Source organism: Parafrankia colletiae, assembly GCF_001854655.1.
GTDB lineage: Bacteria > Actinomycetota > Actinomycetes > Frankiales > Frankiaceae > Parafrankia > Parafrankia colletiae.
The window spans coordinates 159,064-171,517 of the sequence record NZ_MBLM01000109.1; the positions used below are offsets into that span (position 1 = coordinate 159,064).

Sequence of the window (12,454 nt, forward strand, 5' to 3'; positions counted from 1 at the left end):
GTCACGGGGCGCGGTCAGGTGATGCCACGCCGTGGACTCGGTCGGGATGGTGTGGTACCGAAGTGGCCCTCGCTGGTGACTTTCCGTATCTGGATAGTGTCTGTGGGATGAGGTCGTCCACGTCACGGCGGGCGGTGTGGTGGCTGCGTCGCGACCTCCGTCTCGATGACAACCCGGCGCTGCTCGCCGCCGCCGACGAGGGACCGGTCCTGGCCCTGTTCGTCCTGGACGACGCGCTGCGCAGCCCGTCCGGGCCGGTGCGTCTCGCCTTCCTCTACCGCTGCCTGCGGGACCTCGACGAGCGGCTGTCCGGTCGGCTGTGCGTCCGCGCCGGCCGCCCGGACGAGGTCGTCCCGGCGGTCGCGCGGGAGGTCGGCGCCGACGTGGTTCACATCGCGGCCGACCACGGCCCGTACGGCCGTGACCGGGACGACAGGGTCGCCCGGGCGTTGGCCGCCGACGGCCGGGAACTGCGGCGCACCGGCTCCGCCTACGCGGTTGCTCCGGGCCGGGTGACCAGCTCGGAGGGCACGTCCTACCGGGTGTTCACGCCGTTCTACCGGGCCTGGAAGGAACACGGCTGGCGGGCACCCGCGGCCGGGGCGGCAGACCCGGACTGGCTCGATCCCCGCTCGCTGCCCGGCAGCGGTGCGGCCATCCCGGCCGACCCGGATCTGGAGGGCACCCGGCTGCCCGCCGCGGGCGAGGCGGCCGCACGAGAACGCCTGCGTGCCTTCCTGCGCGACAGCCTCGCCGGGTACGCGCGGCATCGCGACGAGCCGGCCGCCGAGGTCACCTCCCGGCTCTCGCCCTACCTGAAGTGGGGCTGCGTGCACCCGAGGACCGTCCTGCACGAGCTGCACCAGGCGGTCACCGCCACGTCGGACGGCAGGGGCGGGAGCAGGGGCGAGAGCGGAGGAGGGAGCGAGTCCCCGGGTGACCTGTCCGGCGCGGCGGAGAAGTTCCGCTCCGAGGTCGCCTGGCGGGAGTTCTACGCGGACGTCCTCGCCGCCCACCCCTCCTCGGCCCGCAGCGATTTCTCGGACACCCTGGCGACGATGGCCCACGAGCCGCCGGGCGACGCCTTCGAAGCCTGGAAACGGGGCCGCACCGGCTATCCCGTCGTCGACGCCGGCATGCGTCAGCTGCTCGCCGAGGGCTGGGTGCACAACCGGATCCGGATGATCGAGGCGTCGTTCGTCTGCAAGGACCTGCACGTCCACTGGACCCACGGCGCCCGCTGGTACCTGGAGCGCCTGGTCGACGGCGACCTCGCCTCGAACAACCACGGCTGGCAGTGGACGGCCGGTACGGGCACCGACGCGGCGCCGTACTTCCGGGTCTTCAATCCCGTCTCGCAGGGACGCCGGTTCGACCCCGAGGGGGAGTACATCCGGCGCTGGGTCCCCGAGCTGCGGGGACTCCCCGCCGGCGAGGTGCACGAGCCGTGGAAGCGCCCCGGCGGTCCGCCGGACGGCTACCCGCTCCCGGTTGTGGACCACGCCGCGGAACGCAGGGAGGCCCTCGACCGCTATGAGCAGGCCCGGAAGAGCGGAGGCCACCGCGGCGACTGACCGGCGGACGGGTCCCCCGTCTACCTGCCTGGTTGGCGCACCCGCAAGCGATGGACGTGTCAGATACCCGACACGTTCCGATTCTGTCGTCCGCCGGTTCGGCCGGTCGGGATTGGCCACCCTTAAGACGGGCAGGGAGACGGCGGGCTCGGCTCCTCGCCCCGCCGGTGGGGAAGTGACGGGCTCCACCGGACGTGGTTGCGCTGGCGCGGGATGTGGAGGGCAGCTCGCGCTGGCGCGCCACGGTCCTTTGCTGTGCGCCGCCGCGGCCCGGCCCCGGCGGTACGCCGCCTGACCGGGCCGCCCGCGATCAGGCGACGGACTCGATCAGGCGACGATCTCGACGGGGGTCCCCAGCGGGACCGTCTGGGCCAGCCGGGTGATCGAGTCATTACTCAGTCGGATGCAGCCGTGGCTGACATCGCGGCCGATCGAGCCGGGCTCGTTCGTCCCGTGGATGCCGATCACCGGGTCTCGGCCGCCGAAGGATTCCATGCTGGTCGAGAATCCGCTCAGGCCGAACGCGTACGGTCCGTAGGCGCCGTTCGGGTTGCTCGGCCGCAGCAGCTCCATCAGGAAGAACCGGCCGCCGGGGGTCGGGGTGTCGGTGGTGCCGATCGCGACCGGCTCCTCCGCGATCATCTGGTCGTTGTTGTAGAGGCGCAGCTTGTGCGCGCCGCGCGCGACCACGATCCGGTACGGCGTCTGGCTGGCGGTGACCTGCTCCGCCTTCACCCAGCCGGTACTGCCGTTGGGCTCGACGGGCAGCAGCACCTGCCACCAGCCCGGCATCCTCGCCTGGACGAGGAAGACCCGGGGGGCGCCGTTCTCGTTCGGGTTCGACAGCGTGGACGTCGGCCGCGGCGCGTTCGGTGCCTGGTAGATGTCGACGCCGGCCCCGGTCGCGGTCAGAACGGTGCTCGCTCCCTGCCCGAGACCGGCGACGGCGGCGAGCTGACTGCGGACGGTCTCGGGCACCTGGCCGGCGGCCGAGCCGGAGTCGTCTCCGCCGCCGCAGCCGGTGAGAATCGCACCGCCCAGTACAACGGCCGCAGCCGCCGCTCCTGTCCGGGACAGGGCGCGGCGGCCGGGCCAGCGCCGGGCTGGCGCTTCGTGGTTGCTGCTCATCCGGTGTAGTACGGCTCGGCGTGGACGACGCTGCTGGTCGCCGGCACGGCTATGGGCAGCGCGACGGGGGCCGTCGCCGGCGGCGCCGTGTCCTCGCAGTCGGAGACGCCCACCGTGGGCACGGTCACGAGCAGGTAGCCGGACTCCGAGTCCCACGGGGACGCGATCACGGCCATCGCGTGGCTGGTGAGGTTGAGGGTGGCGCCCGGGCCGATCTCGCTGATGCCGGCGCCGAGGCTGGTGTCGAACCAGCCGAAGCCGAGGGCCTTGTCGCCGCTGTTGCGCAGCACCCAGTCGGGCCCGGAGTCGCCGCAGGTGTAGGTGAGCAGGAGCGGGTTGGCGTCGAAGTCCTCGATGCCGTCGATCTCCTTGTCCAGCGGCACCTTGAAGGGCAGCAGGGACAGGAAGCCGTCGAGGATCGGGTCCCCGGTGCCCTCGGTGGGGGTCGGCGAGGCGCTCTCGGGCGCGGTGTCGGTCGGCGTCGCCGACGGGTCCGTGCTGGCGCTCGGGCTCGCCGACGGGTCGACGCTGGGCGTCGCCGAGGGATCCGCGCTGGCCGACGGGTCGGCCGTGGGCGTCCCGGAGGGCGCCGTCGAGGTCTCGACGAGGATGCCTGTGCTGGGGGTGGTGGTCGGCGACACCGAGGTGGTCGTCGTCGGCACGTCGGGCGTCGGCGTGGTGGCCGCCGAGGCCGGGGCGGCGACCGCGATCAGGGCCGCGCCGAGAACGCCGGCCGTCGCAGCCAGCATTCTGGTGATCCGCATTAATCCGTCTCCCTCGATGTGTGACGGGTCGCCGTTGACCGCCGCCGGCGACCCGTCAACGTGCCCGACGGGCCGGAGGGCGGCATGTCGGCGCGGGACGCGGATCAGCGTTTGCCGATCAGGTACGGCTGCAGACAGAAAGGTACCAATGCCCGCATCGTCAGGGAGTGGGCGGGTCTGGTGTAGCGAGAACGTTGGGTGTTCATCTGTGTTAAACGCGTCGCGGTGGCGGTGTGGGAGGTCCCTCCCGCGAAGCTGCGTAGACGCCGGTTGATCGCTTGTCCGGGTCGCGGTTCGGCCACCGTTCGGCTGCGGTTCTGCCGGTGTTCGGTTGCGGTGCGGAATGACCGTCGTGCGGGCGTCGTGGCGGGGTCGTGCGGGCATCACGCCGGGCATCGCCGCGGACTGGACGGTGGACCGCACCGTGGACGCGGATTGCGCCGCCGGGATTCCGGGCCGGTCAGGGTGCGAGCCGTTCGACGACCCAGCAGACACCTTCCGCACCCTGTGCGATCAGGCGATAGCGCAGACGGTCGTGGAGACGGTTCGGGCGGCCCTGCCAGAACTCGACCGACGTCGGCACCAGGCGTAGTCCCCCCCAGAAGGGGGGAACCKGCACCGGCACGCCTCCGGGCCAACGGCGCTCAAGTTCGGAGAGCCGTTCGGTGAGCACCGATCGGGAGGGGATCACGGTCGACTGGTGGCTCGCCCACGCCCCGAGCTGCGATCCCCGGGGCCGGGAACGGAAATAGGCGTCGCTCTCCGCCTGCGGCACCCGCTCGACCGAACCGGCCACGATCACCTGACGCTCCAGCTGATACCAGGGGAACAGCAGCGACCCGAATGGATTCTCGGCCACCTGACGGGCCTTGGTCGAACCGTAGTTCGTGAACAGGGTGAAACCGCGCCGGTCGAACCCTTTCATCAGCACCGTGCGGGAACTCGGCTGGCCGGCCGCGTCCGCCGTACCAAAGATCATGGCGTTCGGTTCGTTGATTCCCGAATCCGGGTCGGATGYGTCCGCGAACCATTTGCGGAACTGCTCGACCCAGGTCGCGGCGAGCATCGACTCGTCGAACCGGCCGGGGTGGTAGCCGCGGCGCAGCCCGGACGGATCGGGCGCCGCCGGGAGATCGGGCACGGCTGGGGAGGGCGTCACGCCCCGGATCCTGACAGCCCCTCGGTGGTGTGACGGCGCTCACCTGGTCGGATGTCATTCCGGCTGGTCACCGGGCCTGACCGCGGACGGTCCCGGGGTGTCGTGGGCCGCCCCGTGCGGAACGCGACTCATCACGTCCCGTCCAGTGGCGTAACCGTCCCGCACAGGGCAGGATGCAGACGGACGATTGCGTCGTTAGACAGATCCGATGCGACGACGACGGCCGTGTCGGCGTGCACCCGGCCGGTGGCGCGGCATACCGCGGCCGGCCGGCCGGTTCCGGCAGGGCCCGTCCCGTGGTCGGCCGAGACAGAAGCGGAGATCCGGACTCGATGGCCGAGAAGACAAGCGATTTCAAGCCGGGCCTGGAAGGCGTCATCGCCTTTGAGACCGAGATCGCCGAGCCGGACAAGGAAGGCAGCGCGCTGCGCTACCGCGGCGTCGACATCGAGGACCTCGTCGGCAAGGTCGACTACGGCCACGTCTGGGGCCTCCTCGTCGACGGGGCGTTCGAGCCGGGCCTGCCGCCCGCCGAACCGTTCCCGGTGCCGGTGCACTCCGGGGACATAAGAGTCGACGTGCAGAGCGCGCTGGCGATGCTCGCGCCGTTCTGGGGCTTCGGCCAGCTGATCGACATCACCGCGCAGCAGGCGCGGGACGACCTGGCCCGGGCCTCCGTCAWGGCCCTGTCCTTCGTCGCGCAGTCCGCCCGCGGTCTCGGGCAGCCCGCCGTCCCGCAGAAGGAGGTGGACCGCGCCCGCACCATCACCGAGCGGTTCATGATCCGTTGGCGTGGCGAGCCCGACCCCAAGCACGTGCAGGCCGTCGACGCCTACTGGGTGTCCGCCGCCGAGCACGGCATGAACGCCTCCACCTTCACCTCCCGGGTGGTCGCCTCCACCGGCGCGGACGCCGCCGCGGCGCTGTCGGCCGCCGTGGGCGCCCTGTCCGGTCCGCTGCACGGTGGCGCGCCGTCGCGCGTGCTGGCGATGCTGGACGAGGTGGAGCGCACCGGTGACCCCACCGGGTACGTCCGGGCGGCCCTGGACCGCAAGGAGCGCCTGATGGGCTTCGGGCACCGGGTCTACCGCGCCGAGGACCCGCGCGCCCGCGTGCTCCGCCGCACCGCCCGCGACCTGGGCTCGCACCGCTACGAGGTGGCCGAGGCGCTGGAGGCGGCGGCCATCGAGGAGCTGACGAACCGGTACCCGGACCGCCCGCTGCGGACGAACGTCGAGTTCTGGTCGGCCGTGGTGCTGGACTTCGCCGAGGTGCCGGCCCATATGTTCACGTCCATGTTCACGTGTGCCCGCACCGCGGGCTGGAGCGCTCACGTCCTGGAGCAGAAGCGCACCGGCCGGCTCATCCGCCCGTCCGCCCGCTACATCGGCCCCGCACCGCGGCCGCTGGGGGATGTCAATGCCTGACGCTCCGACGATCGTCCTGCCCGAGTCGCTGCGGCCGGTCGACGGTCGCTTCGGCTGCGGCCCGTCCAAGGTCCGCGTCGAGGCGTTGGAGTCGCTCGCCGCCAGCGGTTCGTCGCTGCTCGGCACGTCACACCGGCAGAAGCCGGTGAAGAACCTCGTCGGACGGGTTCGCTCGGGGCTCGCTGACCTGTTCTCGCTGCCCGCCGGGTACGAGGTGGTCCTCGGCATCGGCGGCGCCACCGCGTTCTGGGACGCCGCCGCCTTCAACCTGGTGCGGGAACGCTCACAGCACCTCGTCTTCGGCGAGTTCGGCGGGAAGTTCGCCGACACGACGAAAGGCGCCCCGTTCCTGGCCGACCCGTCGGTCGTGAAGTCCGAGCCGGGCACCCACCCCGACTGGGCCCCCGAGGCGGGTATCGACGTCTACGCCACCCCGCACAACGAGACCTCGACCGGTGTCGCCCGCCCGGTGCGGCGCCCGGTGGGGGCCGATGCGGGTGCGCTGCACCTGGTGGACGCCACCTCCGGCGCCGGCGGCCTGCCCGTCGACCTGACCGAGGTGGACGTCTACTACTTCGCCCCGCAGAAGTGCTTCGCCTCCGACGGTGGCCTCTGGGCGGCCCTCATGTCGCCGGCCGCGCTGGCCCGGCTCGGTGAGATCGCGGCCACCGACCGGTGGATCCCGCCGTTCCTGGACCTGACGACGGCGCTGGACAACAGCACCAAGGACCAGACGTACAACACCCCGGCCGTGTCCACCCTGTTCCTCTTCGCCGACCAGCTCGACTGGATGCTCGGGCAGGGCGGCCTGGACTGGGCCGTGCGGCGCACCGCGGAGTCCTCCTCGATCCTCTACAACTGGGCCGAGAAGACCACCTACACGACGCCGTTCGTCGCCGACCCGGCGCAGCGCTCGCAGGTCGTCGTCACCATCGACTTCGAGGGTGTGGACGCCGCCGCCGTCGCCAAGGTGCTGCGCGCCAACGGCGTCGTCRACGTCGAGCCCTACCGCAAGCTGGGCCGCAACCAGCTCCGCGTCGCCTRCTTCCCGGCGATCGAGCCGTCCGACGTCGAGACCCTCACCAGCGCCATCGACCACGTGGTCGAGCGCCTCTGACCACAGCGCCGGGTCGAGCTCTGAAGTGCTCGGAAGTCGAGCACTTCAGAGCTCACTTCAGAGCCCGCGTCAAAGCTGGGTCGGTTTCTGCCGGCTGGGCGTGCGTGGGTCGGAGCAGGCGCTTGTCCGGTTTTCCGCTGGGCGCCAGGGGTGCCTCGTCGATCGCAGTGATCCTGGCGGGTGCGCAGCCGGCACCGAGGTGGGTGGCGAGCAGGCGTTCGATCGGCCCGGCGTAGTGCAGGCCGGCGTTGACGATGATGACGTCCCTCGTCCGCCCGGAGAGGTACAGGCGGCCGTCGGCGTCGAGGTGGCCGAGGTCGCGGGTGTGTACCCAGCCGTCCGTGAAGACCTCCGCGGCGGGCAGCGGTGTCCCGTCGGAACCCCGCACCTGGACGTCCACCGCCTCCGGTGGGAACCCGACCGAACCGGGGACGTCGAACGGGGTGGCCATCGAGATCGTGCCTGCCCCGGTCTGGCCGTAGCCGTGGAAGACCACGGGGCCGAACACGTCGAGCGCCTCACGCAGCCGGGCGGGCTCCAGCGGCGAGTCCCCACACGACCGGTCGCCCGACCGCGACGGCGCGGGCCCCGAGCGCGAGTGYGGTCACCACGTCGGTGCCACGCCGCACCCCACCGTCGAGCAGGACGGGTAGCCGCCCCGCCACCGCGTCGACCACGGCGGGCAGCGCCTCGAGGGTCGCCACGGCCCCGTCGAGCTGCCGCCCGCCGTGGTTCGAGACGATGATCCCGTCCACGCCGTCCACGCCGTCCACGCCGTCCACGCCGTCCACGCCGTCCACGCCGTCCACGCCGTCCACGCCGTGCTCGACGTGCTCGACGTGCTCGACGTGCTCGACGGCGAGCCTGGCGTCGGCCGGGTGGAGCACCCCCTTCAGGACGATCGGCAGCGGCGTCAGCGCACGCAGCCAGGCGACTGTGTCCCAGGCGGAAAAGCAGAACGACCGCCTGCCGGCCAGATGGCCGGAGGCGGTCGTCCGAGTCGGGGGCCGCGGGGGATTGGGGCGGGGCCCCGGTAGGTCAGCGCAGCGGGCGGCTGGGGGCGGCCTGAGCAGCCTGGGCGGCGATCGGGTCGCTTTCGGAGTCCGTCGCTGCCGACCGGGCGTTCATCGGCACATACGGGCGCTCGTCGTAGCCGACGTACAGCTGCCGCGGGCGGGCGATCTTCTGCTCGGGGTCGAGCAGGCCCTCCTCCCACTGGGCCAGCCAGCCCGGCATCCGCCCGATCGCGAACAGCACCGGGAACATCTCGACCGGGAAGCCCATGGCCTGGTAGATGATGCCGGTGTAGAAGTCGACGTTCGGGTACAGCTTGCGGGCGATGAAGTACTCGTCCTCCAGCGCGATCCGCTCCAGCTCCATCGCCAGGTCGAGCAGCGGGTTGGTGCCGGTGACCTTGAAGACCTCGTCGGCGACCTGGCGGATCACACGGGCCCGCGGGTCGTAGTTCTTGTAGATCCGGTGGCCGAAGCCCATGAGCTTCTTCTTGCCGTCCTTGACCTGCGCGATGAAGGCCGGGATGTTCTCCACCGAGCCGATCTCGGAGAGCATGCGCAGGACCTGCTCGTTGGCGCCGCCGTGCAGCGGCCCGTAGAGCGCGGAGATCGCCGCGGCCGCGGCCGAGAACGGGTCGGCCTGCGAGCTGCCCACCGCACGCATCGCGTTCGCGGAGCAGTTCTGCTCGTGGTCGGCGTGCAGGATGAACAGGACGTCGAGGGCGTGCTCGAGGTTCGGGTCCGGCTCGTACTTGAGCTCGGTGGCCTTCCACATCATGTTGAGGAAGTTGCCGGCGTACGAGAGGTCGTTGTCCGGGTAGACGTACGGGAAGCCCACGGAGTGGCGGTACGAGAACGCCGCCAGCGTCGTGATCTTCGCGATCAGCCGGACGATCTGCAGCCGCCGCAGGCCCGGGTCGTCGATCGTCTTCGCGTCCGGGTAGAAGGTCGACAGCGCGCCGACGGTCGACACGAGCATGCCCATCGGGTGGGCGTCGTGGTGGAAGCCGTCGATGAACTTCTTGATCGACTCATGCACCAGGGTGTGGTGCGTGATCTCGTCTTCCCAGGTGGCGAGCTCGTCCGAGGTCGGGAGCTCGCCAGCCAGCAGCAGGTAGGCGACCTCCAGGAAGCTGCTCTTCTCCGCCAGCTCCTGGATCGGGTAGCCGCGGTAGCGCAGGATGCYCGCGTCGCCGTCGATGTAGGTGATGGCGCTGCGACAGCTCGCCGTGTTCGTGAAGGCGGGGTCGTACGCCATGAGGCCGAAGTCGTCGTCGTCGACCTTGATGGCACGGAACGCACTCGAGCGGATCGTGCCGTCGGTGACCGGCACCTCGTACGTCCGACCGGTGCGGTTGTCTGTGACGGTCAGGGTACTGACCTGCTCGGACACGCCGGGCTCCTCTCGCCATGGCACTGCCGGGTGACGGCGTCGGCCACCTCCGGGCGCGCGCCCGGGTATCGGAGCGCTCTCGCCGGTTCACTGGTCTGGTTCGGTTGTCCCCAAGTCTCGCGGTTCGAGCCACGACATGCGCGTGATCGGTGGCGTCTGTCCCACGTGTGCTGTGCCACCCTGTATGTCGACGGGCTCAGAGTGGCGCGCGGGCTGATGCACCTGGTAAGGGTCGGCCCGATTTGGGTGTCCTGGGGTGGTTGGGCGACCGGTCCGTGCTCCTGTGTGGGGCTVCCGTCGTCCCACCCGATCGGCGCCCGAGCGGTGGTTTGGCGAGATTGGTCACACAGGCGAGGAGCCGGTTCCCGCGCGCCGCGACCGCCTGATCGCGCCGCGCGGGGGACCTGCCCCTGCCTCTGTCCGGCCCCTGAGGCTCCCGGCCCCGACGTGGGTCAGCTGCCGGTGCCGTCGGCGCAGAGTCGAGTGCGGACGACGTCGAACGCGGTGCCCGGACCGTTGATCTTTACGAAGGCGTGGCAGTTCAGCGGCTCGGTCGCGTTGTTGGCCAGGTTCACGGGCTCGATCAGGCCGCCGGCATCGTAGTCGCTCACCTTGCGCAGGGCGTTGATGAAACCTTCGCGGGTGGGGCATTCCCCGGCCAGGTCGAGGCCACGCAGGAACATGTCCGCGTAGATGTAGGAGTTGAGTGCGTACCGCTGGTCGGTCTGGACGGTTTCGGGTGCGAAGCGGGCCATTCCGTCCCGGTAGCGCTCGATCGCGGGCCCACCGGCCTCGAAGGGGAGGAAGTAGACGGGGAAGGAGACGCCCGAGAGCTGCGGGYCGAGGGCGGAGAGGACGCTGCGGTCGTACCCGGTGAACGAGATCGCGGAGGTCAGGCCCAGGTCCGACTGGCGGGCGGCCTRCATGATGCGCGCGAGGTCCTCGGGGACCGTGAATGCGACCAGCGCGTCGACATCGTTGGCGGCCAGGCGCTGGACGACCCTGGCCGGGTTGTCGGTCGCGCTGGAGAACGGGATGGTCTCGGTGGTGGCGAGCCCGATGGACCGGAAGGCTTCGTTGTACCTCTCGATGACCGAGATCGTGGAGGCCGACGCTCCCGTCATCACGACGCCGACCCTGGTGCCGCCGTTCGCCTGGATGTAGCGCCCGAGGGTCGTGGGGGCGGCCGAGGACAGGTTCGAGAACATGTTCGTGTGGGTCGCCCAGGTCGGCAGGCCGTAGCCGACGACGGGTATGCGCAGCGCGGACATGGTGTCGATCGACTTGCCGAGGGCGAGGGTGACCGCCATGAGACCGAACACGGAGTTGTCGCGGAGGAACTCCTCGACGACGCGGTCGCTCTGGGCGGGTGAGTTCGCGTCGTCATGCCACTCGTAGGCGATCTTCCGGCCGTGTACCCCACCCTCCTCGTTGGCCTGGCCGATCCTTGCATCGATTCCCGAGCGGGCCGAGGTGAAAGCGGTACTGCCCACACCGGAGTCGGTGACGACCAGCCCGAGATTAACCGTGTCGGGAGTGATGCCGGGGGATGAGCAGGCGGCTGAGCTGCTGCTTCCCGCGCCGCCGGAGCAGCTGGTCACCCCGGCGGCGGCGAGAACCGCAGCCACCRCCAGGCCCAGGCTTCTTTTCCTCCTGGATAAGAGCACGCATTCCTCCGTGAGCGTGGAAGGATGACGATGGAGTGCCTGCGGAGATATGTAGCCGGCTGGCTCCGCCCGTCAACCCGACCAACTGTTAGATCATCTCATTAATGTTGTGGTTCAGGATGCTAGCGACCTGTTCAGAGGAGCGGTCCGAGGGGCCGGCCGCGGCGAGCCCAGGTGATTCGTTATGGGTGAAGACGGATGTCTTTCAGTGTTCGGGTTGACGGCGTCATTTCCAAGACAGTCGTCTTTGGCTGGAGGTTCAATCTGCGTGTAGCAGGATGAATCAGGCGAAATAGGTGCTGCCTGTCGACCGGGCCCGGGCCCGGACCCCGGTCGCGTTGCGCGGGATGTCGGCCCCTCCGGTCGCGTCAGCTGCCTGTGCCGTCGGGGCAGAGGCGGGTGCGGGCGACGTCGAACGCGGTGCCAGCAGGATTGATCTTGACGAATGCGTAGCAGTCGAGCGGTTCGGTCGCCGTGCTTGCCAGGTTCACGGGCTCGATGAGGCCGCCGGCGTCGTAGCTGCTCACTTTGCGCAGGGCACTGATGAACCCCTCGCGGGTCGGGCATTCTCCGGCCAGGTCGAGGCCGCGCAGGAACATGTCCGCATAGACGTAGGAGTTCAGGGCGTACCGCTGGTCGGTCTGGGTGGTCTCCGGCGCGAAGCGGATCATGCCCTCCCGGTAGCGTTCGATGGCGGGCCCACCGGCCTCGAAGGGGCGGAAGTAGACGGGGAAGGTGGCCCCCGCGAGCTGCGGGCCGAGGGCGGAGAGCACAGTGCGGTCGTACCCGGTGAACGAGATCGTCGCGGCCAGGTTCAGGCGCACCTGACGGGCTGCCTGCATGACGGCGGCCAGGTCCTGAGGCTGGGTGAAGCCGATCAGCGTGTCGACGCCGTTAGCGGCCAGGTGCTGGGCCACCCGGACCGGGTTGTCGGTGGCACTCGCGAACTGGACCGTGTCCGTTGTGGTGAGCCCGATGGACCGGAACGCCTCGTTGTACCGCTCGATGCTCTGGATCGTGCTCGGCAACGACCCGGTCATCACGACGCCGACCCGGGTACCGCCGCTGGCCTGGATGTAGCGCCCCAGTGTCACCGGAGCTGGCAACGAGAGGTTCGTGAACATGTTCGTGTGCGGGGCCCAGCTCGGCTGGCCGTAGCCGACGACGGGGATACGCAGTGCGGACATGGTGTCGATCGAGGTGTCGAGAGCC

9 protein-coding genes and 2 pseudogenes are annotated in these 12,454 nt (G+C 70.5%); 3 read left to right on the plus strand and 8 right to left on the minus strand.

Annotated features, from left to right (window positions below; genetic code table 11):
• The first annotated feature begins 107 nt into the window (after positions 1-107).
• Positions 108-1,574: a cryptochrome/photolyase family protein gene (locus CC117_RS13710; RefSeq protein WP_071084136.1), complete on the plus strand. Its 1,467-nt coding sequence runs from the start codon at positions 108-110 to the stop codon at positions 1,572-1,574.
• A gap of 327 nt (positions 1,575-1,901) precedes the next feature.
• Here the strand turns inward: CC117_RS13710 and CC117_RS13715 are convergent, their stop codons facing one another.
• The 3 genes from CC117_RS13715 to pdxH form a co-directional block, all read right to left on the minus strand.
• Positions 1,902-2,702: a L,D-transpeptidase gene (locus tag CC117_RS13715; protein ID WP_018636763.1), complete on the minus strand. Its 801-nt coding sequence runs from the start codon at positions 2,700-2,702 to the stop codon at positions 1,902-1,904.
• Positions 2,699-3,451, minus strand: a complete 753-nt coding sequence (locus CC117_RS13720) for a hypothetical protein (RefSeq protein ID WP_321572606.1) — start codon at positions 3,449-3,451, stop codon at positions 2,699-2,701. Before CC117_RS13720 ends, CC117_RS13715 begins: the two co-directional genes overlap by 4 nt.
• Positions 3,452-3,926: 475 nt before the next feature.
• Positions 3,927-4,625: a pyridoxamine 5'-phosphate oxidase gene (gene pdxH / locus CC117_RS13725; protein WP_071084140.1), complete on the minus strand. Its 699-nt coding sequence runs from the start codon at positions 4,623-4,625 to the stop codon at positions 3,927-3,929.
• Between the two features lie 332 nt (positions 4,626-4,957).
• Here pdxH and CC117_RS13730 point away from each other — a divergent pair, with 332 nt between their 5' ends.
• A complete protein-coding gene (locus CC117_RS13730) occupies positions 4,958-6,052 on the plus strand; it encodes a citrate synthase 2 (protein ID WP_071084203.1) in 1,095 nt (364 codons plus the stop codon).
• Positions 6,045-7,169, plus strand: a complete 1,125-nt coding sequence (gene serC, locus CC117_RS13735) for a phosphoserine transaminase (RefSeq protein ID WP_071084142.1) — start codon at positions 6,045-6,047, stop codon at positions 7,167-7,169. The genes CC117_RS13730 and serC overlap by 8 nt, the downstream gene beginning before the upstream one ends.
• Before the next feature lie 52 nt (positions 7,170-7,221).
• Here the strand turns inward: serC and CC117_RS13740 are convergent.
• The 5 genes and pseudogenes from CC117_RS13740 to CC117_RS13760 all read right to left on the minus strand — a co-directional run.
• Positions 7,222-7,716 (minus strand): annotated as a pseudogene (locus CC117_RS13740) (long-chain fatty acid--CoA ligase); the annotation flags it as partial.
• A pseudogene (locus CC117_RS13745) lies at positions 7,688-8,113 on the minus strand (alpha-hydroxy-acid oxidizing protein); the annotation flags it as partial. The pseudogenes CC117_RS13740 and CC117_RS13745, both read right to left, overlap by 29 nt.
• A gap of 94 nt (positions 8,114-8,207) precedes the next feature.
• Positions 8,208-9,575 (minus strand): citrate synthase, encoded by a 1,368-nt coding sequence (locus CC117_RS13750; protein WP_071084147.1) that lies wholly within the window; start codon positions 9,573-9,575, stop codon positions 8,208-8,210.
• A 452-nt stretch (positions 9,576-10,027) separates the two neighbouring features.
• Positions 10,028-11,242, minus strand: coding sequence for an ABC transporter substrate-binding protein (locus CC117_RS13755; protein WP_241830082.1), 1,215 nt, complete (start codon positions 11,240-11,242; stop codon positions 10,028-10,030).
• 368 nt (positions 11,243-11,610) lie between these two features.
• The coding region (locus CC117_RS13760; protein ID WP_071084151.1) for an ABC transporter substrate-binding protein at positions 11,611-12,454 on the minus strand (844 nt) is incomplete at its 5' end.